Source organism: Psychrobacter sp. FDAARGOS_221, from assembly GCF_002313155.2.
GTDB lineage: Bacteria > Pseudomonadota > Gammaproteobacteria > Pseudomonadales > Moraxellaceae > Psychrobacter.
Map to the genome: position 1 here is coordinate 1,455,946 of NZ_NWFK02000001.1, position 25,133 is coordinate 1,481,078.

At 43.4% G+C, this 25,133-nt stretch carries 17 protein-coding genes; 4 read left to right on the plus strand and 13 right to left on the minus strand.

The genetic code is table 11. The features are described 5' to 3' along the window. Window positions 1–105: 105 nt before the first annotated feature. The 12 genes from A6J60_RS06075 to sdhC all read right to left on the minus strand — a co-directional run bounded on the left by A6J60_RS06075 (window position 106) and on the right by sdhC (window position 17,138). Window positions 106–1,446 (minus strand): UDP-glucose/GDP-mannose dehydrogenase family protein, encoded by a 1,341-nt coding sequence (locus A6J60_RS06075; RefSeq protein ID WP_096065184.1) that lies wholly within the window; start codon window positions 1,444–1,446, stop codon window positions 106–108. A gap of 70 nt (window positions 1,447–1,516) precedes the next feature. Next, window positions 1,517–3,187, minus strand: a complete 1,671-nt coding sequence (gene pgi, locus A6J60_RS06080; protein WP_096065185.1) for a glucose-6-phosphate isomerase — start codon at window positions 3,185–3,187, stop codon at window positions 1,517–1,519. Between the two features lie 15 nt (window positions 3,188–3,202). Further along, window positions 3,203–4,084: a UTP--glucose-1-phosphate uridylyltransferase gene (locus A6J60_RS06085; protein WP_193778029.1), complete on the minus strand. Its 882-nt coding sequence runs from the start codon at window positions 4,082–4,084 to the stop codon at window positions 3,203–3,205. A gap of 193 nt (window positions 4,085–4,277) precedes the next feature. Next, a complete protein-coding gene (gene sucD / locus A6J60_RS06090) occupies window positions 4,278–5,153 on the minus strand; it encodes a succinate--CoA ligase subunit alpha (protein WP_096065186.1) in 876 nt (291 codons plus the stop codon). A 73-nt stretch (window positions 5,154–5,226) separates the two neighbouring features. After that, window positions 5,227–6,390 carry an ADP-forming succinate--CoA ligase subunit beta gene (gene sucC, locus A6J60_RS06095; protein WP_096065187.1) on the minus strand — a complete coding sequence of 388 codons (1,164 nt, stop codon included), beginning with the start codon at window positions 6,388–6,390 and terminating at the stop codon, window positions 5,227–5,229. A gap of 182 nt (window positions 6,391–6,572) precedes the next feature. Continuing rightward, window positions 6,573–8,033, minus strand: a complete 1,461-nt coding sequence (gene lpdA / locus A6J60_RS06100) for a dihydrolipoyl dehydrogenase (RefSeq protein ID WP_096065188.1) — start codon at window positions 8,031–8,033, stop codon at window positions 6,573–6,575. 140 nt (window positions 8,034–8,173) lie between these two features. Continuing rightward, the gene (gene odhB, locus A6J60_RS06105) at window positions 8,174–9,415 is read right to left on the minus strand and encodes a 2-oxoglutarate dehydrogenase complex dihydrolipoyllysine-residue succinyltransferase (RefSeq protein WP_096065189.1); all 1,242 of its coding nucleotides are present in this window, start codon (window positions 9,413–9,415) and stop codon (window positions 8,174–8,176) included. Window positions 9,416–9,628: 213 nt separating this feature from the next. Next, a complete protein-coding gene (locus A6J60_RS06110) occupies window positions 9,629–12,499 on the minus strand; it encodes a 2-oxoglutarate dehydrogenase E1 component (RefSeq protein ID WP_413772379.1) in 2,871 nt (956 codons plus the stop codon). A gap of 969 nt (window positions 12,500–13,468) precedes the next feature. Then, the gene (locus A6J60_RS06115) at window positions 13,469–14,179 is read right to left on the minus strand and encodes a succinate dehydrogenase iron-sulfur subunit (protein WP_096065191.1); all 711 of its coding nucleotides are present in this window, start codon (window positions 14,177–14,179) and stop codon (window positions 13,469–13,471) included. 127 nt (window positions 14,180–14,306) lie between these two features. Beyond that, window positions 14,307–16,157: a succinate dehydrogenase flavoprotein subunit gene (sdhA, locus tag A6J60_RS06120; protein WP_096065192.1), complete on the minus strand. Its 1,851-nt coding sequence runs from the start codon at window positions 16,155–16,157 to the stop codon at window positions 14,307–14,309. Window positions 16,158–16,389: 232 nt separating this feature from the next. Then, a complete protein-coding gene (sdhD, locus tag A6J60_RS06125; RefSeq protein ID WP_193778093.1) occupies window positions 16,390–16,743 on the minus strand; it encodes a succinate dehydrogenase, hydrophobic membrane anchor protein in 354 nt (117 codons plus the stop codon). Between the two features lie 17 nt (window positions 16,744–16,760). Next, window positions 16,761–17,138 (minus strand): succinate dehydrogenase, cytochrome b556 subunit, encoded by a 378-nt coding sequence (gene sdhC, locus A6J60_RS06130; protein ID WP_096065194.1) that lies wholly within the window; start codon window positions 17,136–17,138, stop codon window positions 16,761–16,763. Window positions 17,139–18,740: 1,602 nt separating this feature from the next. Here sdhC and gltA point away from each other — a divergent pair. Continuing rightward, window positions 18,741–20,021: a citrate synthase gene (gene gltA / locus A6J60_RS06135; protein WP_096066496.1), complete on the plus strand. Its 1,281-nt coding sequence runs from the start codon at window positions 18,741–18,743 to the stop codon at window positions 20,019–20,021. Between the two features lie 187 nt (window positions 20,022–20,208). Here gltA and A6J60_RS06140 read toward each other — a convergent pair whose 3' ends face one another. Beyond that, a complete protein-coding gene (locus A6J60_RS06140; RefSeq protein WP_227526079.1) occupies window positions 20,209–20,727 on the minus strand; it encodes a type IV secretion protein Rhs in 519 nt (172 codons plus the stop codon). A gap of 493 nt (window positions 20,728–21,220) precedes the next feature. On the opposite strand from A6J60_RS06140, the gene A6J60_RS06145 reads away from it, so the two are divergent. From A6J60_RS06145 to A6J60_RS06155, 3 genes are all read left to right on the plus strand, one after another. Continuing rightward, window positions 21,221–22,519, plus strand: coding sequence for a replication-associated recombination protein A (locus A6J60_RS06145; RefSeq protein WP_096066498.1), 1,299 nt, complete (start codon window positions 21,221–21,223; stop codon window positions 22,517–22,519). Between the two features lie 304 nt (window positions 22,520–22,823). After that, window positions 22,824–23,936 (plus strand): bifunctional 3,4-dihydroxy-2-butanone-4-phosphate synthase/GTP cyclohydrolase II, encoded by a 1,113-nt coding sequence (gene ribBA / locus A6J60_RS06150; RefSeq protein WP_096065195.1) that lies wholly within the window; start codon window positions 22,824–22,826, stop codon window positions 23,934–23,936. Between the two features lie 53 nt (window positions 23,937–23,989). After that, a complete protein-coding gene (locus A6J60_RS06155; RefSeq protein ID WP_096065196.1) occupies window positions 23,990–25,045 on the plus strand; it encodes an alpha/beta fold hydrolase in 1,056 nt (351 codons plus the stop codon). Window positions 25,046–25,133: the final 88 nt, after the last annotated feature.

Consider the following 25,133-nt stretch of genomic DNA (forward strand, 5'->3'; position numbering starts at 1 on the left):
ACCCCGTTAGGCCTAGGCTTAACGGGGTTTTTAGTGCGAATATCATTAGTGTATCAATAGCACCAATAACTTAACCAGCACATAAAATACTGGATATGACTGATGTTAGTCTTTGCGACGTCCAATACCTTGATAACCACCCACCAAGCTTTGGATATGCTCGCGGCTAAAGGCATTTTGCGCGTCAAATACCGGCAGTACTACCTCATTAATGGCACTAATTGGCAAGCGTTTGGTATCAGGCCAAGACAACACAAACAGCGCATCGCTATTAGCTAACGGCTGAGTCGGCTCGCTGATAAACTTCAATAATGGCTGCTGTGGATATAAGCTGGCCAGCTCCGCTTGTGCTTCTAAGGCATAAACATAAGTAGTGATATTATACGACCATAGTAGGCGCAGCAGCGGATGAATCGCTGCCGATGAGGTACGTCCTGAGCCAGACTTGTAGCTTGCACCCCAAACAGTGACCTGCTTTTGCTCAATCGCACCATCAAAATACTGCCAGAACTTACGGAAAATCAGCTCTTTTTGATCATCATTAATCACATTGACCGCCTGCATTAATCGATGATCGACCTGGGTATCTTGTAAAGTTTGGTGCAGTGCTTCAATTTCAGTTGGTAAGGTTTGACCACCAAAGCCCCACCCTGCTTTTAGATAACTGCTACCAATTCGGCTATCAAGCCCCATGATATCGGCCACTTGTAGGATATCTACGCCTTGCTGATCCGCCAGACGCGACCATTCATTCATAAAGCTAACCCGTGTCGCTAACATGCTCATAATAGCGCTGCGTGAAAACTCAATGGTTGCAATATCACTGACATAGCTGTTTTGAGCTTGCGCCATTAATGGCTGTATCATGGCGACTTTATCAACCGAATCTGCTGTCTTCTCCCCCATTAACCACAGCTTAGGAGACAACATTGACGGATAGGCACGACCGTCTTGTAGGAACACAAACGGCACGTAATATACCCAAGGTCGACGACACTGCTCGGCCAAATCAGCAAACACGCCTAAAGTGCTAATACCGCTTAATATCACCGGAGTTTGCGTAGAGAGCTGGCTTTCATTGAGGTCACTGATCCAGGCTGGTTGCTCGCCATTTTTTTGCTGCCAATCTACTGACAAATCACTATAAAACAGCCAATATAAACTGGCCTGTGCTTCTGCAAACACAGCTGACGCTTGCTGAGGTAACTCAGAGATGACAATTGAGTTTTGGCTTACATATAGCTGCCACAGTGCTTGCTGCTGATGCTCAAACTCATAGTTCGCCAATGTATGTTCAAGCTGTTGTTGATCAGCATACAAGCTCACTTTATTGCCCAAGCTCACCATGACTGTCGCTGTAGTAATCGCATCAATGGAGTGACCAACAATGACGCACTGTTTATTTGCTGTACTATTATTGACGCTTACAGGGGTTGGCATAGTCATCAAATATCATCCTTTGTATTATTTTTAATCGTTATTAGTCAGTCTTATACAGTCTGCTTGCTTAAGCTGATTACTCTGCAATCTGCTGATTAATATGCTGTAATAACGCTTGAGTAGAGCTGTCAAAAGCAGCGTGACTCTCTGCCGCTTCAGCAGATCCTGACTCTGATTTTGCTAAATTAATATGCGCAAAGACTTCATTGGCCACCTGCTTACCCATTTCTACGCCCCACTGATCAAATGGGTTAATATCCCAAATACTGGCCATCACAAACACCTTATGTTCATATAAAGCAATGAGCGCGCCAAAGCTGGTCGGGGTTAATTCATCTAATAAAATAGTGGTCGATGGCTGATTACCACGATAGCGTTTAAATTTATCCAGCTCTGAGACCAGCTGATCAGGTTTAGCAGCCACAGCATCATTACCAAAAGCCAATACACGACTTTGTGCCAAACAGTTGGCCAGTGATAAGGCATGCTGACGCTTTAATTCACCTGCATCAGTGTCTTGATAATAGTGAACACAGGCGATGAAGTCACAAGATACTTTTTGAGTACCTTGGTGCAACAGCTGATAAAATGCGTGCTGTGCGTTCGATCCAATCTCACCCCATAAGATGGGACAAGTTGCATAGTTCACCGGCTCACCATTGTGCGTGACCGACTTACCATTACTCTCCATCTCTAATTGGGTTAAGTAGCTGGGAAAATACTTCAAGCGTCCATCATAGGGCAACACGGTATGCGCATTAATGCCCATAAAGGTACTGTTCCAAACACCAATTAGCCCTAATAATACTGGTAAGTTTTGATCCAAATCAGCGGTTAAAAAATGCTGATCAATCGCATGAGCACCTGCCAGCATTTGATAAAATTTATCCATACCGATACGTATAGCCACTGCCAGACCAATCGATGACCACATAGAGAAGCGACCACCAACCCAATCCCATAACTGTAATAAGTGCGCTTCATCAATACCCCAGGCCAATGCACGCTCAGGGTTGGCTGATACGCCAATAAAGTGACGGCGCAATAAACTGGCTTGACTAGCACCAGTGGTCATCAGCCAGGCTCTGGCGGTTTGTGCATTAGACAAAGTATCTACTGTCCCAAACGACTTAGATGACACAATAAACAAGGTAGTTTCAGGACTTAAACGTTCAAGCAAACTGCCTAATTGAGTGCCATCCATATTGGACACAAAGTGCACGTGAATAGGACTGTCAGCCCATTCATCTAATGCGGTATTAGCCATCACTGGCCCTAAGTCTGAACCACCAACGCCAATGTTCACCACATCGGTAATGGCCTTACCGGAGTAACCACGCCAAATACCTTGGCGGATACGCGCAACCAAATCTGCTGCTTTATCCAAGCTGGTATGCACAGCGCTGACCACATCCTCACCATCAACGACTAGCTTTGCTGATGCTGGCAAACGCAGGGCCGTATGTAGCGCCGCTCGCTGCTCACTACTATTGACTCGATCGCCTAGATTCAATGCAGTGATCTTTTCTTGCAGCTTGCAGACTTTGGCCAACTCGATCAACTCTGCTTTGACTTGCGCATCTACACACTGCTTTGAATAGTCAAAGTAAATACCTTCGGCACTGACCTGAAACTGCTGTGCTCTGTCGCTATCTTGTGCAAACAGCGCTGTCAGCGACCAGTCTTGTTGTGCCAATTGTTGTAATTTTTGCCATTGCGGCAGCTGGCTAGGTAATGGATTTGACATGATAAGCACACTCGATTATTTTTGCGATAACTGCTGCTGGGCGAAGTAAATAAAGGCCTGCATATAACTGGTCATATCACCGGCATCAAAGCTATCACCTAACATAGTCGTCACATCGACGCCTTGAGTACTGATTAGCGCATCAATGGCATCAGTCAATTGAATCTCGCCGCCGACTGATGGCTCAGTCTTGGCTAAATAATCAAAAATCTCCGGGGCAAACACGTAGCGACCAACCACTGCTAGATTTGAGGGCGCCTGCTCTAAACTTGGCTTTTCAACAAATCCATCAACCGCGAAGCTGGCATTGCTGTTGTCGGTATTGGCTATACGTTGAAGCTGTTCAGCTTGTTTTAATTTGGCAATACCGTATTTATGCACATCTTCATCGGCAACGGCACTGACCAAGATTTGTGAGTGCTGAGACTGCTCAAATTCTTTCATCATAAACGCTAGGTTATCTGTGCTCATATTGGTCGTAAATGGGTTAAGCACCACATCCGGTAGCAGTACGGCAAAAGGATTATCACCGACGATAGGACGCGCCTTTAACACCGCATGACCTAGACCTAAAGGTTTGCCTTGACGAATCATCGATACTGATACATCATCAGGTAGCCAGTTTAAGCTATCAGCCAACTCATCTTTACCCTTGGCACGTAACTGGTTATCAAGCTCAGCATTAACATCAAAATAATTTTCAATGGCACTTTTTTGCGCATGACCTACCAGCACAATATGTTTAATACCGGCTGCTATCGCTTCTTCAACCACATAATGAATGGCAGGACGATTGCCAAGCGGTAATAGCTCTTTCGGCACCGACTTAGACAATGGCAACATACGTGTGCCAAATCCAGCAACAGGAATAACAGCATGGGTAACGTGTGAGTTCATAAGAATCCAGTTCAAATTAAATTTTAGATATGAGCACAATTAGTATAATTTATTATTTATAGATTCATTGTAGCAAACTTATATGACGATATTTAAAACAAAAAAAAGAACACCCCGAGGGATGTTCTTTTTTATTTCAGCTAAATGCTATTGATATAAAGACAATAGCATTCAAGCTAACAGTATCTGCAAATTACCAACCGGTAACTTCTTTAACTGTCTCACCAATCTTAGATGGGTCACGAGTATAAGCGATGCCCGCATCTTCGAATGCTTTGAATTTCTCTTCAGCGGTACCTTTACCACCAGAGATAATCGCACCAGCATGGCCCATGCGCTTACCTTTAGGTGCAGTAACACCAGCGATGTAACCAATAACTGGCTTAGTTACATGCTCTTTGATGTATGCAGCTGCTTCTTCTTCAGCAGTACCACCGATTTCACCGATTAGTACGATTGCTTCAGTTTGAGGATCTTCTTGGAACATCTTCAAGCAATCAATTTGGTTCATACCTGGGATTGGGTCACCACCAATACCAATACAAGTAGACTGACCGAAGCCTAGTTTAGTAGTCTGAGCCACTGCTTCATAAGTCAATGTACCAGAACGTGAGATGATACCCACTTTACCTGGCTGATGGATGTGGCCTGGCATGATACCGATTTTGCACTGACCTGGAGTGATAACGCCTGGGCAGTTAGGACCAACCATTTTCACGTCGCCAGCTTGCTCGATGTAACGCTTCGCTTTAAGCATATCTAAAGTAGGTACGCCTTCAGTGATCACAACGATTAGCTTAACGCCAGCGTCTACTGCTTCGATGATTGAATCTAAAACGAAAGGTGCTGGAACATAGATAACTGATGCGTCAGCGTTAGTCGCTTCCATCGCTTCTGCCATAGTGTTGAATACTGGCAGACCTAGGTGAGTTTGACCACCTTTACCTGGGGTAACACCACCAACAACTTTAGTACCGTACTCAATCGCTTGTTCTGAATGGAAAGTACCGTTTTTACCAGTAAAACCTTGCACCAATACTTTGGTGTCTTTGTCGATTAATACACTCATTATTTACTCCGAATTATGGTTAACTAACTTAAAAGGTTATTTATAAATTGAATTTTTTGTGTTGGGCTAGCAATTAAGCAACCGCATCAACAATTTTTTGTGCAGCATTAGATAGACCTTGTGCTGAAATAACTTCAACATCAGACTCGTCTAATAATTTAGCACCTAATTCAGCATTGTTACCTTCTAAGCGAACCACGACAGGTACAGTTACATTTACTTCTTTAACCGCTGCAATAATTGCTTCAGCAATCATGTCGCAACGTACGATACCACCGAAGATATTGATTAGAACGCCTTTTACACTCTCATCTTCTAGGATGATTTTGAATGCTTCAACAACACGATCTTTAGTAGCACCGCCGCCAACGTCTAGGAAGTTAGCTGGCTTACCGCCGTACAGCTTGATGATGTCCATTGTAGCCATTGCAAGACCAGCACCGTTAACCATACAACCGATGTTACCTTCTAGAGCAACATAGTTTAGGTCAAATTCAGCTGCTTTAAGCTCACGCTCATTTTCTTGTGATGGGTCATGTAGCTCAGCAATTTTTGGCTGACGGAATAGAGCGTTTGAATCAACACCAATTTTGCCGTCAACACAAGCTAACTCGCCGTTTTCACGAACAGCTAGTGGGTTGATTTCAATCATATCGAAATCATTTTCAACAAATGCTTTGTATGCGCCAGTCATTAGTTTAACGAACTGGTTAATTTGCTTGCCTTCAAGGCCTAGTTTGAAACCAACTTCACGTGCTTGGAAAGGCATTAGACCCACTAATGGATCAACTGTGATGCTGAAGATTTTCTCAGGTGTTTCTTCTGCAACTTTCTCAATCTCAACACCACCTTCGGTAGATGCCATGAAAGTTACGCGACGAGTTGCACGGTCAACTACTGCACCAAGGTATAGCTCAGTCTGTACTGGGTACATATCTTCTGCAACTAGTACGAAGTTTACTGGCTGACCTTCAGCGTCAGTTTGGTAAGTAACTAGGTTAGTACCGATTAGTGCATCAGCGATTTCTTTTGCTTCTTCACGAGTCTTAGCAAGCTTAACACCGCCCGCTTTACCACGGCCACCAGCGTGAACCTGTGCTTTGATAACAGCAACGTCTGTTGGGGTTTTATCAAAAGCTTCTGCAGCTTCGTCACCAGAGTATGCGATGATACCTTTCTGGATTGGTAAGCCGTAGCTTTCTAGTAATAATTTGGCTTGATATTCATGTAAATTCATAAAGTTACCCTTTAATTTTAATTCCAAGTTTTAAAACGGATACTAAGCGTTTTTTGCTGTTAATAAGTAACCTAGTACCTGTACCTATAGTGGCAACAGACTGACTGATAAGATGAGTGGCTTAAAAGCTCTAAGCCACTATCTTCAATCTATTGACGCTGTTATAAACTACTATCAAGCAGTTATTTTTTACGTTTTTTGCGCTGGATAGCGTGAATAGCACGGCCGTCAGCAGATAGTGCTGCTTCGTGTACCGCTTCACTGATGGTTGGGTGAGCAAACGTCATTAACTGTAGGTCTTCAATGCTTGAAACGAATTCCATTGCAATCATACCTTGGTGAACGATGTCGCCTGCGCCTGCACAGATAGCGTGCATACCTAATAGACGATCCGTTTTCTCATCAGCAACAACTTTAATTGAGCCTTGGCCTTCGCTTTGAGCCAATGCACGGCCGTTAGCTGCTAAGTTAAATGAACCAGTCTTAACTTCGTAGCCTTGCTCTTTCGCTTGCTCTTCAGTTAAACCAACCCATGCGATTTCTGGATGCGTGTAGATAACGTTGATGATGGTGTCATAGTTAACTTGAGCTTTTTCGCCATGAATACGCTCAACCGCCATCATACCCTCTTCCATTGCTTTGTGAGCAAGCATTGGGCCACGTACTAAGTCACCAATAGCGTAAACGCCATCAAGGTTAGTCTTACACTGATCGTCAACTTCAACTAGACCACGGTCAGTTAGAGTGATACCTGAATCTTCACCTAGAAGTTTTTCAGAATATGCACGGCGACCCACACAAACGATTAGCTTGTCGAAAGTCTCTTCATTAGACTCGCCGCCTTTTTCGCTAGTCACCACTACTTGACCATCTTTTACTTCAGCGTTGGTTACTTTAGTATCAACACGGATGTCTAGACCTTGTTTCTTAAGTAGTTTGCCGGCTTCTTTAGCGATTTCTTTGTCAGCTGCAGCTAAAAACTCTGGAAGTGCTTCATAAACAACCACTTCAGAACCTAGACGACGCCATACTGAACCAAGCTCAAGACCGATAACACCAGCACCGATTACGCCTAGACGCTTAGGTGTTTCAGTGAAATCTAGCGCACCTGTTGAGTCAACGATGATGCCTTCTTCGTTGTTAACTGGCGCAACAGGGATATCGATTGGCACAGAACCCGCTGCTAAGATAACGTTTTTAGCAGTAATAGTGGTTTCTGATTCGTCTTCTAGCGCCGTAAATTTAACTTTTTTCTCGTCGCCTTTACCGTCTACAAGCGTACCCCAGCCTTGTAACCAGTCTACTTTGTTGCCTTTTAATAAAGCAGCAACACCACCAGTTAGCTGCTTAACGATCGCTTCTTTACGCTCAATCATTTTAGCAACGTCAATCTCAACGTCGCCAGTGCTAATACCGTGCTCTTCAAGCTCATGCTTGGTCACTTCATAACGATGTGATGAGTCTAGTAGTGCTTTTGATGGGATGCAACCCACGTTTAAGCAAGTACCGCCTAGTGCAGGCTCGCCTTTATAAACGCGTTTTTCGATACAAGCAACTGTCATACCTAATTGACCTGCACGAATAGCCGCTTCATAACCACCTGGGCCACCGCCGATCACAACTAAATCATAATTGTCTTTCATGTTAATTCCTATTTATTATTTTGATAAAAGCTTAATTATCGTTAAACGTAAATAAGCTTTTATAATGGTAATAGCTTAAATAAATCAATCTGTAATGAAAAAGCTTGTACCAGATTGCCTCCGATACAAGCCCGTTGACCTTATAGGTCTAATAACATTTTCGCTGGATCTTCGATAAGCTCTTTGATTGTCACTAAGAACTGTACCGCGTCTTTACCATCAATCATACGGTGATCGTATGACAGTGCAAGATACATCATAGGTAAGATTTCAACTTGACCGTTTACTGCCATTGGACGCTCATTGATAGCGTGCATACCTAGAATAGCAGTTTGTGGTGGGTTAAGAATAGGCGTTGACATTAGTGAACCGAATACACCACCGTTAGTGATAGTGAATGTACCGCCAGTCATGTCTTCTAGAGCCAATTTACCATCACGTGCTTTACCAGCAAAATCACGGATACCTGATTCGATATCAGCCATGCTCATGCGATCAGTGTCACGTAATACAGGTACCACTAGACCACGATCTGAAGATACGGCAACACCAACATCATAGTAGCCATGATAAACAATATCATCACCATCGATAGAGGCGTTTACTGCTGGGAAACGTTTCAGCGCTTCTGTAGCTGCTTTAACAAACATAGACATAAAGCCTAAACGAGTGTCATGACGCTTCTCGAACTCATCTTTGTACTTAGCACGTAAGTCCATTAATGGCTTCATGTTCACTTCGTTAAACGTCGTTAACATTGCTGTTTCTTGAGTCGCTGCTAATAGACGGTTCGCAACAGTCTTGCGTAGACGTGTCATTGGAACGCGTTTTTCAGTACGCTCACCTACTGATTCAGCAACTGGACGACCGCTGTCAGACTTGATAGAGCTGTCCGCTTTTAGCTTAGGATTGGCCATATCTTGTTTAGTTACACGACCACCACGGCCTGAACCTTCAACATTCTTAGGATCTACGCCAGATTCTTTGGCTGCTTTACGAACTGCTGGGCTTTGATCTTTGTGATCGTCTGCAGAGTCTTTAGACGCTTGTTTAGGCTCGCCGCCTTCAGCTGACTGTTCTTCTTTCTTGGCATCAGCGTCTTCTGATTTGTCTTCAGCGCTGTCGTCTGAACCCGCTGAACCAGTTGCACCGGCTTCGAATTCTGCGATAACTTCTTCAGATAACACAGTGTCATCTACTTGCTTAACAATTTTAGTAACCACACCGTCGTCTGGTGCAACAACTTCTAAAACCACTTTATCGGTTTCAATTTCAGCAAGAATATCATCACGGTTAACTTGTTCGCCTTCGCTTACGTGCCACTCAACAAGGGTACCATCAGCAATAGACTCTGGGAATACGGGGACTTTAATCTCTGACATGGAAGTGCTCCTGTTATGTATATCGGTATTATTAAGTTATTAATGACTTATTTATGAAGAAAGATAAGCACATTACATTTATATTTATAAATTAAAAACGTTTGTTGATTGTTTTAATTGTCGATTGAAATAACGAGTTACTCAATTGTTTATTCAACTTATTCAACGAACACCAAAAGTCTAAACGGCGAACCGCTTAGACCTCGTTATCATTTATTTTAATTGGTCAACATCAACACCTAGACCACCAGCGACCAACTCACGCTGCTGACGTAAGTGGATTGATGGCAAGCCAGTTGCAGGTGCAGCAGAAGCTGGACGCGCTACCGGATCAACAACATGTGCTTTAGTAACACGTGGTTGACCATCAGCTTGTGGACCAAAGATACGGAACACGTGCGGCGCTAAGTAATACCATGCACCTTGGTTTAATGGCTCTTCTTGACACCATACAATCTCTTCAAGGTTGCTGTATTTCTGAGCTTCTTCAACCATTCTTTGTTCTGGTAGTGGATATAACTGCTCAATACGAACAATAGCCACATGGTCTAAGCCAAGCTCGCGGCGCTGCTCTAGCAAGTCATAGTAGACTTTACCGCCACACAGTACCAGACGCGTTACTTTGTCGTTGTCTAGTTGATCCAGTTCTGGCAATACCGTTTCAAACTTACCATTAGCAAGCTCTTCTAGCTCTGATGTTGCAAGCTTGTGACGTAGCAAGCTCTTCGGTGACATCACTACCAATGGTTTACGAATTGGGCGGACTGCCTGACGACGTAACGCATGGAAGATCTGAGCTGGTGTTGTTGGTGTAATAACTTGCATGTTGTCTTCAGCACATAGCTGTAAGAAGCGCTCTAGGCGGGCTGAAGAGTGTTCAGGACCCTGGCCTTCGAAGCCATGTGGTAATAGCATAGTTAGACCACACACACGCTGCCATTTGGTTTCGCCACTTGAGATGAACTGGTCAATAACAACCTGCGCACCGTTAACGAAGTCACCAAACTGAGCTTCCCAGATAATTAACGCTTTTGGCACTGTGGTTGCATAACCATATTCGAATGCCAATACCGCTTCTTCTGATAACAGTGAGTTATAGGTCGCGAAGCGTGCTTGCGTATCATTTAAGTTAGCCAGCGGTACGTACATATCTCCATTAGCAGTGTTGTAGATCTCAGAATGACGATGTGAGAAAGTACCACGGCCCACATCTTCACCGGTAATACGTACTAAGAAGTCTTCGTCCACTAGTGAGGCATAAGCCAACGTCTCAGCAGCACCCCAGTTTAATGGCTCTTCACCCGTTTGCATCGCTAAACGCTGTTCAACCACACGCTGAACTTGACGCTGTAGCTTGAAGTCTTCTGGCATTTCAGCCATGCGGCGACCATATTCTTTCAGTTTTTCAATATCAACACCGGTATCCCAATCATCTTCTAGGTCATGACCTAGGTATGGGCTCCAGTCAACGTATAATTCTTCGTTAGGATCTTTAACCAATGAGCTGGCAACATATTCACCTTTGTCTAATGACTCACGGTAAACATCTTCAAGCTTCTTGTCTTCGCCCTCTGAAATAACACCTTCTTCAATTAGCTTTTTCGCATATTGAGTACGTGTTGTTGGCAGTTTTTTGATAACCGAGTACATTAATGGCTGTGTTGCAGATGGCTCATCGGCTTCGTTATGGCCGTTACGACGATAGCAGAACAGGTCAATAACGATGTCTTTATGGAACTCATGACGATAGTCTAGTGCCATTTGAGCGGCAAATACCACAGCTTCAGGATCATCACCGTTTACGTGTAAGATAGGTGCGTGAACCATCTTGGCGATGTCAGTACAGTATTCTGTAGAACGCGCATCTTCTTGACGGCTGGTTGTAAAGCCCACTTGGTTGTTAATAACAATGTGAACTGTACCCCCTGTGCTATACGCACGGGTTTGTGACATCTGGAAGGTTTCTTGAACCACACCCTGAGCGGCGATAGCAGCATCACCATGCACAACCAATGGCAGTACTAAGTTGCCATCTGTGTCATTGCGACGTACTTGACGTGCACGTACTGAGCCTTCTAATACTGGTGATACGATTTCTAAATGTGATGGGTTAAACGCTAATGCTAAGTGAGCCTCACCGCCTGGTGTCATCACGTTTGATGAGTAACCATTGTGGTACTTAACGTCACCAGACCCTTTTTCAGGAAGCACTTTACCATCAAATTCGTCGAACAAATCTGCTGGGTTTTTACCTAAGATGTTCACCAATAGGTTTAGACGACCACGGTGAGCCATACCGATAACCATTTCTTTGGTACCGTAGCCACCAGCGCGTTGAATGATTTCGTGAACTGCAGGGATGAAGCTTTCACCACCTTCAAGACCGAAACGCTTCACACCAGTATATTTACGCGCTAAATATTTTTCTAAGCCTTCAGCAGCGGTTAAACGCTCAAGGATGGTTTTTCTTTTTTCGTCATCAAATTTGATATGACCTAGGTTTGATTCCATGTACTTTTCAAACCAACGCTTCTCAGTGCTGGTTGTCACATGCATGTACTCAAGACCGATATGGCCACAATAGATACGATCTAAAGTTTCAATGATTTCGCGTAACGTCGCTTCTGATTTACCAATGTTAAAGTCACTGGTTGGGAATACGGTATCTAGGTCAGCTTCTGATAAGCCATGAAACTCAAGAGTTAAGTCTTCAACCTCGTCACGTACTTGTAGTTTTAATGGATCAAGTTGTGCACGACGATGACCACGACGACGATAGGCTGAAATTAGTTTTTGCACACCCATTTGACGTGGGTCAACACAGTTCGCGTCTGAACGTGCGCCAGATGCTGGTGCAGCAACAACGCCCTTATTGGCAGTTTGGTTACGTGCCAACAGCAAGAACTGGTCCTGAATGGCGTGGTGCAAGGCATCATCACCGGTTTCAAATTCTTTGAAGTAAGTTTGCCACTCTGCATCTACACTGTCAGGATCTTGTAGATACTGTTCGTAGAGGGCCTCGATATAGCTTGCGTTGTCACCTGCAAGCTCAGTAGCATCGGCTTTTACGGCATTATTAGTCATAGTATTCATAGTCTTTTCTTATTTACATTAAGGTTTAATTAAAATAAAAACACAGGCATTCGTGCGGTTGCTATTTCATGCTATTGCTATAGGTGAATGTACTGTTTTTCAAGTCCACTGACTTTAAACCCAACGAATTAAAATCCAGTGACCTAAAAAATCAAATATCCTATTTATGGTTATTACTTATTATGATGAGTACTTAATTGTTTTACCCAGCATTGTTTTACCTAGCTATCAGCTTCCCAGCTATCGTTTTTTACTCAGCTGTTTTGATATCTTTCACTCTAATGGCTAACTAATGGCTAAATTTCTATTGGCTGAGACTTTTAACTTAGTTGTGACTTACTCGCTGTTTACTTATTCATTGACTACTTACTGATTAACAGCGTTTTAAACCAATAGCGCCAAATTGTTGTTATATCACTTGTCATATTATTAGCCACTGACTGTCTTACTTTGACTTGCCTTTGGCTTTTTTAGCTTTAGCGACTGGTTTATACTTCGCAGCTTAAAATAATTAGCTTTTTCATTTATATAATGCAGCTTAATGATGACACTTCTATGGTGTTCGCTTTGTATAGACTTATTTACTGTTTTTCAAGAGTATCAGTCGTTATTTTTGCGCAAAACTTAATTTTTCTACTAACAACACATCAGCTGAAACTCAAAGCTCATCAATTCGACAGTACAGCCATTCAAGTAGCAAACCAAACGCAATTTAAGAAAACAGTTGCACACTGAATACAAGGGTAACATGTAACTCTAACCCGCTGCGTTTGTTTGTTCAATAGTAACTATTTATAATCTAAATGTTCGATATTCGCACTGTGACAATTTTAACAAAAAAAGACCCCTATCAACAAATAGAGGTCTGTGGTATTCACGTAAACTATTGCAAATTTGTAACCTTAGCGTATCCGAGTAATCGGGGATATGTACTTAGTAGTACCAGTTAACCTACGGTTATTAACCTGCTTGTTCTAGCAGCAAGCTACGTAAGTGACCAATCGCGCGGGTTGGGTTTAATCCTTTAGGACAAACAGCAACACAGTTCATGATACCACGGCAACGGAATAAGCTGAATGGATCGTCCATACGCGCTAAACGTGCACGAGTATCGGTATCACGGCTATCAGCTACGAAACGATAAGCGTTTAGTAGTGCTGATGGGCCTAAGAACTTCTCTGGGTTCCACCAGAACGATGGGCAGCTGGTTGAACAACATGCACATAAGATACACTCATACAGGCCGTTTAGCTTCTCACGCTGTTCTGGAGACTGTAGACGCTCTGTTGGTGGTGCAGGCTGATCGTTGATTAAGAAAGGATGTACTTTCTCATACTGCTCATAAAACTGGTTCATATCTACCACTAAATCACGTACTACTGGTAAACCAGGTAGCGGACGAATAGTGATCTTCTCTGGTAGCGTGTTCATGTTAATCAAACATGCCAAACCGTTTTTGCCGTTAATGTTCATACCATCTGAACCACAAATACCCTCACGGCATGAGCGGCGGAAAGTAATGCCTTCATCTTGCTTTTTCAAACGAAGTAGAACATCAAGCAACATACGATCTGAGTCTAACAGCTCAATCGTATAAGTTTGCATGTAAGGTGCTGCGTCCTTGTCCGGATCGTAGCGGTATATCTCAATGGTGCGAGTACCTCGGCTCATAGTGCTAACTCCACACGGCGTAACGCTGTTGTTGCATCAGTTGCAGTCTTCGTAAAACAGCGTTACTAATTTAAAATTAAATTCGACTTATTGACGTTAAAACGCTTTGCTATACGTGGTGTACTGATTAGTAAACACGTACTTTAGGTTCAACGTAATCAACAGTAAGTGGTACTTTACGAACAGGCTTATAAACAATCTTATTGCCTTCAGAGTACCAAACAGTGTGTTTCATCCACTCATTGTCGTTACGGCCATTTGGTGCGACTGGATCATCTTCTGGACGATCATAATCTAACACCGTATGTGCACCACGGCACTCATGACGATTAGCCGCTGAAATCATAGTCGCTTTAGCCACTTCGTATAAGTTAGCAACTTCTAAAGCTTCGATGCGTGCTGTGTTAAATACTTGCGACTTATCAGCTAAGTGAATGTTGTTTACTTTTTCTTCAAGCGCTAGCAGCTTTTGAACGCCTTCATCCATTAATTCCTGAGTACGGAATACACTGGCGTGCGTTTGCATTAGGCTACGGATTTCATCAGCAACGTCTTGTGCGTTATAGCCTTCGGTTGAGTTTTGTAGCTTGTCTAAGCGGCCAACAGTGAAATCTAGTACACGTGGGTTCATTGGATGATAGTTGTGATCAGAGCCACTGAAGTTATCAATGATATGCTTACCAGCAGCACGGCCAAACACAACCAAGTCAAGCAATGAGTTGGTACCTAAACGGTTAGCACCGTGAACACTCACACACGCACACTCACCGATGGCGTATAAGCCTTTAACGATTTTCCCGTCAGTGTATAGGCCTTCTTCATCAACGTTACCTTCAAGATCAGGTACGATAACTTGACCATGAATAGTCGTTGGAATACCGCCCATCATATAGTGAATGGTTGGAATAACTGGAATTGGCTCTTTGGTAATATCAACGTTAGCGAAGTTTTTACCAATTTCAAATACTGAAGGTAAGCGCTTCATAATGGTATCCACACCTAAGTGAGTCATATCCATTACGATGTGATCTTTGTTTGGACCACAACCACGGCCTTCTTTAATTTCTTGGTCCATTGAGCGTGATACTAAGTCACGTGGTGCCAAGTCTTTAACCGTTGGTGCATAACGCTCCATGAAGGCTTCACCATCTTTGTTACGTAAGATAGCACCCTCACCACGACACCCTTCGGTTAATAGTACACCAGCGCCGAACACACCCGTTGGGTGGAACTGCCAGAATTCCATATCTTGTAATGGAATACCTGCACGCACTGCCATACCTAGGCCATCACCAGTATTAATGTAAGCGTTGGTTGAAGCTGCGAAAATACGACCTGCACCACCAGTAGCTAATACAGTGTTGGTTGCTTGGAATACAGCCACAGTACCTGTTTCTTGCTCAATAGCGATCACACCATTGATATCACCTTTCTCATCTTTGATTAGATCTAAAGCGATCCATTCGATGAAGAACTCAGTGCCTTTTTCAAGGTTTTTCTGATATAGGGTGTGTAATAGAGCGTGTCCAGTACGGTCAGCGGCAGCACAAGCACGTTGTACGGCTTTTTCACCATAGTTAGAGGTGTGACCACCGAATGGACGTTGGTAAATAGTACCGTCTGGGTTACGGTCAAACGGCATACCCATGTGCTCAAGCTCATACACCACTTTTGGTGCTTCACGGCACATATACTCGATGGCATCTTGGTCACCTAACCAGTCTGACCCTTTAACGGTGTCATAGAAGTGGAAGTGCCAGTTGTCATCACTCATGTTACCTAAGCTTGCGCCAATACCACCCTGTGCTGCAACAGTGTGCGAGCGGGTTGGAAATACTTTGGTAATGACAGCTACTTTCATGCCGCCTTCTGCTAATTGCAGAGCTGCACGCATACCTGAGCCGCCACCGCCAACGATAACAGAGTCGTAATTTAGGGTTTTAATATTGCTAATTGTATTGTCTTGTCTAGTTGCCATTACGTTTTCCTAATGAATACGTTAGTCGTCATATTAGCTGGCGATGGGGCTATAAACTGTCATTCACTTTATTTATAGCGTCACATTACCAGATAGGCTCACTTCATTCTGAAGTCTTATTAAAGCTAGCTAAGCGACTTAATTGGTAGGGACGAATTGGGAGCTCAATGCATATCATCCATACATACCAACCAGCTTTCGGTGATTTAACATCGCCGTCAAAGCGCTTATTTTATAGTAGACCTGGACCCCAGAAAATCATGATACCCCAGAATAGGTATACTAAAATTGCGATGATCATAGCAGCTTGCAGTACGATACGCATGCCAGTAGATTTAACATAGTCGGTAAATACCGTCCACATACCTACCCATGCGTGAACTGCTAAGGCAACAATTGCCAATAGACTTAATAAACGCATTGGCATACTCATAATGAACATCTTCCATTGTTCATAACCAACATCGCCGTTGAACAAGAAAAATGCCACCATTACTACGGCGTACACGGCTAATACTACAGCGCTAATACGCTGCATTATCCAATCGCGCGAGCCAGAGCCGGTTAGGCCTGTCGCAGATTTAATTCCTGAATCATTTCTCATTAGAACATCACCCATATAAATGATAGCACTATCAATATAGCGGCAATAACAAAACTCACAATTGACGCTCTTCTACCTGATTGTAACTCTTCGTTAAAGCCCATATCAGCAAACAAGTGCTTGATGCCCATAACGAAGTGATATGCAGTTGCTGCGACAAAAACCCACGCAACAAAACGCACAACAATATTATCAAATACGGCTGCAAAGTGTTCAGGAGAAGTTAAAGAGGTTTGCAAAAGCCACAACATCGCCGGAATTAATAAGAACAAAATAATTCCTGAGATACGATGTAAAATCGAAGCTCTGGCCGTTGGTGAACTGTTAACGCTTATCACTTGGCTAAGTGGTAGATTTATCGGTCGGTTGCTTTTCACAGCGGGCGTCCTTTTGCAGTTGACACTCGTAAATACGCATTTACGCTCAATCACTTAGCGAGCAGTACTTAAAGCAAGCACGTCGTTAAGCTTAGTTTGATGCTTAGTAGCGTACACGAGACGGATAAGTTAAGGAGTAGCTAACTGGCTAATTTTTAGCCTTACTGTAAAGCTTACAGCATTCTAAACATTTTAAATATTCAAATTCACAGCAGCCCAAAACAAATCAGACTGTTTGATATGTCTAAAATTGATAAGCTCAAAATTTAATAACTAATGTTAAATATCTAAAAGGTTTAGAGCATTTGGATGCGATGCTAAAGCTGACACCGTTTCCAGAATGGTTTTCTTACTAGGTTTTACAGGTCCATCTATTTCCTAAAATACAGACAGAATGCTCAACTATGCAGAATAAATCTGGAGGGCGTTGGCGGTTACCTTTTCATTAAACTAAGGGCTTAATTAAAAACCTATTAATTAAATGGTAAACCAGCATCTATAACGTTCTAATTATAGAGTTTGTTGCTGTCAATTACAAATAAAATACTCATTTAGGCGTAATACCCCTACTCTTAAAGGCATCATTTCAGCTAAACTTAAGGGGTTAATTGCGCTGCCTGCATAGACAAACACTGGGCGCTAAGCCAGTAATATTCTAAGCTGTATAGGTTTTGTATTACTGGTTATAAATCAAAAATAAGCATTTGCGACCAATTAGATTTTTTAACCTATACTTTGTAATGGGCTCAAGCGCTTTTGTTACGCTAGTCTTACTTGTTTGCGTCTGCTACTGGGTTAAACTGGTTGAAACCGCTTAATTAAAACATTGACGTTACCCTGACATTGAACCGCTAATATCAAATAACTCATAGAATAAACTGCTATTAAATAAGTCGCCAAAAAAACAACCAATCAAATTACTGCATCACTGAACTCAATAATTCACAATAAATGATGTCATAAAATGGTGGCAAAAATCACAGTAAAAGTTATCTCATTAAATCGTGTCATAAATAGACACACTTTTTATAGCCACCAACCACACCAGGCTACATATATGAAAATGAAACAAATTAATTAATAACCATTGACTAATGGGTGGGTATTAAGCTATAAATATTTTTTCAATTCTGCTTATTAACTGGTAAGATACCAACCGTCTATGCGGACAGCAGTGCAAATACCAAGCTAATACTAGGTCTAAGTTTGGCTTAACTTACCCAAATCAGATCAATGCTCAACCCAGATCAGCTTAAGGTGTTAATAAAATAAGCTATTAACAACGACCTAAAGGGATTTAACTGAACTTAATGGTTGGTACTAAATTACAACTAACATTCTAATTTAGCACGCAGAATATTAAAGTAGAATAGATATTAAAGCAAAATGGATACAGACGCTGACCGTCCCCTACTACGGACAACGCCTGTTCTTAATAGAATATTTTACAGTGTCATCCCTTCGATAACTTAACTCATGTCGCAACTGATATCAGGGGCACCGTGCTTAATGGCATATCAGCGCTCAGGGATTGGTTACATTGAGCCTTTAAGCTATCGAGTTCCAAAACTTATTATTAATTCTAACAACGAAGAGGATTTTATGGCTAACGATACTGCATATTTTAAGGTAGACGGAGAGGAATACGAGCTACCTATCCATAGAGGCACATTAGGCAACCCAGTTGTCGATGTATCTGCATTTCAAAAAGCAGGCTACTGGACGTACGATCCAGGCTTTAAAGTTACTGCCCCTGTTGAGTCAAAAATCACTTACATTAACGGCGAAAAAGGTGAGCTTTTACACCGTGGCTACCCAATCGACCAGTTAGCAGAAAACGCTGAATATCTAGAAGTATGTTACGCCCTACTACATGGCGAGCTACCAAACGCTGAGCAAAAAGCTGACTTCTATGAAAAAGTTCGCATGCACACCGGCGTTCATGAGCAACTACGTAAGTTCTTTGAAGGCTTCCGTCGTGACGCGCACCCAATGGCAGTTATGGTTGGTGTTATCGGTGCTCTATCTGCTTTCTATCATGATCACTTAGACGTGACTGATCCAAAACAGCGTGACATCACTGCGATTCGCCTAATTGCAAAAATGCCAACTATCGCGGCAATGAGCTACAAGTACACCAAGGGCGAACCATTCATGTACCCACGTAACGACTTCAGTTACGCTGAGAACTTCCTATACATGATGTTTGCAACGCCTGCTGATGTTGACTACAAAGTAGATCCAGTCATCGCTCGCGCAATGGACAAGATCTTCACCCTTCACGCAGACCATGAGCAAAACGCTTCAACCTCTACTGTACGTCTAACTGCTTCAACTGGTGCCAACCCTTACGCGTGTATCGCTGCAGGTATCGTTGCGCTATGGGGCCCATCACACGGTGGTGCTAACGAAGCTGTTCTAAGAATGCTTGACGAAATCGGTACTGTCGATAACGTTGAAGAATTCATGGAAAAAGTAAAACGTAAAGAAGTTCGCTTAATGGGCTTTGGTCACCGTGTTTACAAAAACTTTGACCCACGTGCCAAAGTAATGAAAGAAACCTGTGACGAAGTATTAGGCGCTCTAGGTATCACAGATCCTAAGCTTGAGCTTGCGATGAAACTTGAAAAAATCGCTCTAGAAGACGAGTACTTCGTAAAACGTAACCTATATCCAAACGTTGACTTCTACTCAGGTATCATCCTAAAAGCAATCGGTATCCCAACCTCAATGTTTACCGTTATCTTTGCTCTAGCCCGTACTTCAGGCTGGATCAGTCACCTACTAGAGATGCACAGCGCACCATTCAACATCGGTCGCCCACGTCAGCTTTACACTGGTGAAACTAAGCGTGACTTCGTTAAAGTAGAAGACCGCAAATAAGCCAAATTAACAGACAAACGTCTTGTTAAAAAAAGCCCTCGGTGTTTAGATACCGAGGGCTTTTTGTTGTTTGTTTCGTTTATTAAACTGCTTTTATTTAGCTAGGTTTGTTAGCGACGTTTATTTAGATACGTTTATTTAGCTAACTAATACTCTGCTCCGTAATGATTGACTGAGTTTAGCTTTATTATGCACGATAGGTTGATGTTTGGGATGTTTGTAAAAAAGGAATACATGCCTCCCATGCCTGACAATCCTGCCCGCGCTCACGACGCAGATAATAATCTTGCACCATGCGTGCTTGCTGCTCAATACCATATTTAAAAAACGACTGTCCCAATACATAGTCATAGCGACGATTAATCAGCGCGCCGCGCACTACTTTTAGACCTTGCTGTAGCTGCCACACATGGGTCAGCTCGTGAATCAACCACCCCTGTTTTGATAACGATGCTTTGGAGAAATCCTCAATCCAATCGCGTGGATGGAAATAAATATTACCATTGGGACTGACTGCATAATTTTTTAATACCCAAAAGGCGGTTTTAATTTGCACCTCACTGACATCAAGCTGTTTGCCAAACACAGAGTGCGCCATAGCAACTTCCCCTGGGGTCAAGGCTCGGCTTTTGACCGGCTGAGTTCTATCCGTCCATTGCTGGCCCAGCTGTTTAAATAAGGGCTGTTTAAATAAGGACTTTCTCATCTGCTGTTTATTCCTATTGATTACTCACTGCTGTCTATTAATCTATTATAAGCGTTATCAAGCGCACTCATTTTTTAAAATATGCTTTTGTTTAAATCATGCTCACTAACATTATGATTTCTATATGGTTATGGCTTCTATTAGCACCTTATGATTAATGCCTCATAATCTACCAAGTTATGTGATAACTGGGAATATATCTCATAAGACTACTATACTGGTTACTCTCACAAAACCCATACCGAATAACAGCGCCCAAACTTGCTTTAAACTCAGTCGAATACTATAGTAAAACCACTTTTATAGCTCTGCAATTAAAACCAATACTCATAATCCATCAAGGTAGCTTGCGATAACTATGGCCACATCGAACACCTCAAATCAGCCATCATTAATTCCAGAAGAAGAAACACCTGCTTCAAATACTGGAGCAGCGAAAACAGCAGGCTCGACATCCCAATCTGCTCAGCAAAAAGGGTCAAAATCGGCCGCTATGTCAGATGCTACCAACCCTGATATCCCGTTGGCACAGCGCATGCGCCCCGCTTCCCTAGATGAAGTGATTGGTCAGACTCACTTATTGGCAGCAGGCGCTCCGATTCGTCGTTTTGTTGAGCACGGTCACCTACCCTCACTGATTTTGCATGGTGAAGCTGGCATTGGCAAGACTACCATTGCCATGCTGTTAGCAGATGCGGTGGGTCGTCCATTTTATCCGCTATCAGCCATTAACACTGGGGTTAAACAGTTACGTGAAGTGCTTGATGCGGGTGCCAAAGGCGGTCTCGATTTGGCGGCGCCGGTGGTGTTTATCGATGAGATTCACCGGTTTAATAAGTCTCAGCAAGATGCCCTACTTGGTGCGGTTGAGTCCGGTGATATTACTTTAATTGGTGCTACCACTGAGAATCCGTCATTTAGTGTCAATAATGCGTTACTATCTCGCTGCCAAGTGTATCGTTTACAGCCATTGGATGCAGCGCAAGTTGAAGACTTGCTACAGCGTGCATTGAGCCAAGATATCGTACTGTCTAAGCTTAATATTGAACTTAACGCTACTGCCGAAATTACTAAACTGGCACACGGTGATGCGCGCAAAGCATTGAACTTACTGGAGCTGGCGGTACAAGCCTCAGATCATTCACAGCAGCCAATCGTCATCGATAATTCTCTATTAGCCAGTGTCGCTCAGACTGCACTGCAGCGTTATGATAAAGATGGAGATCAGCACTACGATATGATCTCAGCGATGATTAAGTCAGTGCGTGGCTCAGATCCAGACGCCGCTTTGTACTGGATGGCACGGATGTTGGTTGCCGGTGAGCCGCCAGAATTTATCGCGCGGCGTTTGGTGATTTTGGCCAGTGAAGACATTGGTAATGCCAATCCCAATGCCTTACTGCTTGCCGATGCCGCTTTACGCTCGGTGAAAGCCATTGGTATGCCTGAAGCACGCATTATCCTAGGACAAGTAGTGGTGTATCTGGCAACCTCTGCCAAGAGTAACAGCACTTATATGGCAATCAATAAAGCGATGCAACTGGCACAAAAAGATCAGTCTCCAGTGCCGCTACACTTACGCAATGGCGTCACCAAACTGATGCAAGCTGAAGGTTATGGCCAAAATTATGTCTATCCGCACGACTACCCTAATCACTATTATCCGCAGCAGTATTTGCCAGATGCGCTGGTCGGCACTCAGTTTTATCAGTATGCAGATAACCAACGTGAGCAACACAGCTTGCAATTTATGCAGTGGCTACAATCACAGCCGCAGACCAAGTCGTCTTAACATTATCAACTTCACATAAAACGCCAGCATCAATATGACATTGACTCACACTTTGGTCGGTTAATGATTTCAATACCATTGATTCATGGCAGTTAATGGCGCTCAACCTCAGTTAGGGGTACAATGGTCACCTATAAAATCCTTAACCAGATATTTCGATAATAAAATCATAATCACAATCGCTGCCAGATAATTAAGCTATAAACCAACCAAGTGCAAGTGCTACTCATGTAGGCTTAGCGAGGTTAATACAGTAGCTGTATCTGGCTATGACGATATCAAACAATAAAAGAGATCCATTACTATGGCACTAGATAATATTAAAGACATCATTGAAGACATTCGCGCCGGTAAAATGGTCATCTTAATGGATGATGAAGACCGTGAAAACGAAGGCGACCTCATTATGGCCGCCACCCATGTTAACAGTGAAGCCATCAACTTTATGATTACCCATGCCCGCGGTCTGGTGTGTCTAACCCTGACCGAAGAGCGCTGCCGCCGTTTAGAATTGCCACTGATGAGTGATCGCAACCAAGCCAAATTTAGCACCAACTTTACCGTGTCTATCGAGGCGGCTGAAGGCGTGACAACAGGTATCTCTGCAGCTGATCGCGCACGCACTGTTCAAGCAGCAGTGTCAGCCACTGCCAAAGCAGAAGACATCGTACAACCGGGTCATATTTTCCCAATCATGGCACAAAAAGGCGGGGTATTGCACCGTGCGGGCCATACCGAAGCAGGCTGTGACCTAGCACGATTAGCAGGCTTAGAGCCAGCAGCGGTTATCGTTGAAATCATTAATCCAGATGGCACCATGGCACGCCGTGACGATTTAGAGAAGTTCGCTGCCGAGCATGACTTGAAGATCGGCACCATTGCTGATTTGATTAACTACCGTATTGCCAATGAGCAAACCGTGAATGAAGTCAGCCAACGCCCATTTGAGACTGACTTTGGTAGCTTCACTCTATATCAATTCCAAGAATATGGTGCGACTGAAACTCACGTGGCGTTGGTTAAAGGTGATCCTAGCGAAGGCGTCAGCACTGTGCGTGTGCATGGCTTCCATCCTCTACGTGATTTGTTCGCTGCTAAGCGTGATGAAACCGGCCGCAGCGGCTGGAGTGTGCAAAACTCGCTAAAAGAAATTGCTCAGTCTGAACGTGGCGTCTTAGTATGGATTGGCAGCGATCAACCTGTTGATTTAGGCGATGTGTTACAGCGTGCCAGCGACAACCAGTCCATCTCTACTCTATCTAATCAGCCATATCGTAGTATCGGTGTCGGCGCCCAGATTTTACGTCACTTAGGCGTGCGTGATATGCGCTTATTATCAACGCCACTTAAGTTCAATGCGTTGTCTGGCTTTGACTTAAATGTGGTTGAGTGTGTTGACTCACCCGATAGCAAATAATGTTAATCATGGTTAAGACGAAAAGCGCATCCCTATTGGCAACTTGATACGTTATGTTGACTATTAAATCGAATAAACCGCGTTCAAACAGCAGTAAGTCAAAAATCAGTCAGCGGCCTCCTAAGCTGCTGGCTGCGGCAACTTCTGTATTCAAGCCTTATCAGCTTCAGTTGCAGCAAGTGGTCAGCTATGATGGTAGCTGTATACCAGTGCACATGATCGGTGATGGTGAGCCGGTACTACTGCTACATGCATTTGGGATGGATGCGCGTCAATTTTTACCGTTTATATTGCCGTTAGCGGATCGGTTTCGCTTTTACTTGCCGCATTTGCGTGGTTTTGGCTTAGCTGCTGCTACGCCAAGCACTGAGTTTAATTTCATTGAGCAGTATGCCGATGATGTGGCAGTGCTGCTGGATTATATTTGCGACAAGCATGAGGTCGACGCAATAGATGTCGCCGGTATATCTATGGGAGCATTGGTGATGTGGGCCCACTTTGCCCGTCATGCAAATCCCGAGCAACCTGCTAACCTTCATAAAGTGCGCCGTTATTTAAATATTGACCAATCGCCGATTGTGCACAATCAGCCCGATTGGCAAGGCGGTGTGTTTGGTGACAGACAGCCTCAAGTTTTTGAGCGCTTTGAGCAGGTATTACAGGCAGCACTGCCCTATTTCCAACACTCAGTGACCGAATTTAGCCATTTACCATTTGCAGTAAAACAGCAAGTGTTAAAGCTAGAGGCCGACTTTTCGTTGATGTCGGTAGCACGACCTGCGTCAAGGCTGTTTATTCAGACCAGCAGCTACTTGCCTGATCATAAGCTGGCGCTGTATCAGCACCCGACTTGGCGTCAAAAGTTACATGGACTGCAAGCTTATTTGCACTTGCCTTATGATTATCGTGAGGCGCTGGCAGCCACTGATATTCCAGTGACTTTATTGATAGGGCAGCAATCAAAGCTGTACGACCCTAATTGGCAGCGTCAACTGGCGCAGCTATTACCGCAAGCTGATATCGTAGAGGTTGCAGACTCAGGGCACGCCATTCCATTAGATGCGCCGATTCGCTTTACACAAGCACTAAAAGCGTTTTTAATAGACTAGACTGTAGTAGAGTGTTGATAATGGATTAATCAGCGCTAGACTGCTGCAACGATAAGCCGTGCACTCTATTGATACAGCTTATTAAAAA

What these genes read in the sequence shown, in the direction of transcription:
- A6J60_RS06075 (WP_096065184.1), bottom strand. Translation starts at nt 1,446, where the DNA reads ATGACTATGCCAACCCCTGTAAGCGTCAATAATAGTACAGCAAATAAA.
- pgi (WP_096065185.1), bottom strand. Translation starts at nt 3,187, where the DNA reads ATGTCAAATCCATTACCTAGCCAGCTGCCGCAATGGCAAAAATTACAA.
- A6J60_RS06085 (WP_193778029.1), bottom strand. Translation starts at nt 4,084, where the DNA reads ATGAACTCACACGTTACCCATGCTGTTATTCCTGTTGCTGGATTTGGC.
- sucD (WP_096065186.1), bottom strand. Translation starts at nt 5,153, where the DNA reads ATGAGTGTATTAATCGACAAAGACACCAAAGTATTGGTGCAAGGTTTT.
- sucC (WP_096065187.1), bottom strand. Translation starts at nt 6,390, where the DNA reads ATGAATTTACATGAATATCAAGCCAAATTATTACTAGAAAGCTACGGC.
- lpdA (WP_096065188.1), bottom strand. Translation starts at nt 8,033, where the DNA reads ATGAAAGACAATTATGATTTAGTTGTGATCGGCGGTGGCCCAGGTGGT.
- odhB (WP_096065189.1), bottom strand. Translation starts at nt 9,415, where the DNA reads ATGTCAGAGATTAAAGTCCCCGTATTCCCAGAGTCTATTGCTGATGGT.
- A6J60_RS06110 (WP_413772379.1), bottom strand. Translation starts at nt 12,499, where the DNA reads ATGACTAATAATGCCGTAAAAGCCGATGCTACTGAGCTTGCAGGTGAC.
- A6J60_RS06115 (WP_096065191.1), bottom strand. Translation starts at nt 14,179, where the DNA reads ATGAGCCGAGGTACTCGCACCATTGAGATATACCGCTACGATCCGGAC.
- sdhA (WP_096065192.1), bottom strand. Translation starts at nt 16,157, where the DNA reads ATGGCAACTAGACAAGACAATACAATTAGCAATATTAAAACCCTAAAT.
- gltA (WP_096066496.1), top strand. Translation starts at nt 18,741, where the DNA reads ATGGCTAACGATACTGCATATTTTAAGGTAGACGGAGAGGAATACGAG.
- A6J60_RS06140 (WP_227526079.1), bottom strand. Translation starts at nt 20,727, where the DNA reads ATGAGAAAGTCCTTATTTAAACAGCCCTTATTTAAACAGCTGGGCCAG.
- A6J60_RS06145 (WP_096066498.1), top strand. Translation starts at nt 21,221, where the DNA reads ATGTCAGATGCTACCAACCCTGATATCCCGTTGGCACAGCGCATGCGC.
- ribBA (WP_096065195.1), top strand. Translation starts at nt 22,824, where the DNA reads ATGGCACTAGATAATATTAAAGACATCATTGAAGACATTCGCGCCGGT.
- A6J60_RS06155 (WP_096065196.1), top strand. Translation starts at nt 23,990, where the DNA reads ATGTTGACTATTAAATCGAATAAACCGCGTTCAAACAGCAGTAAGTCA.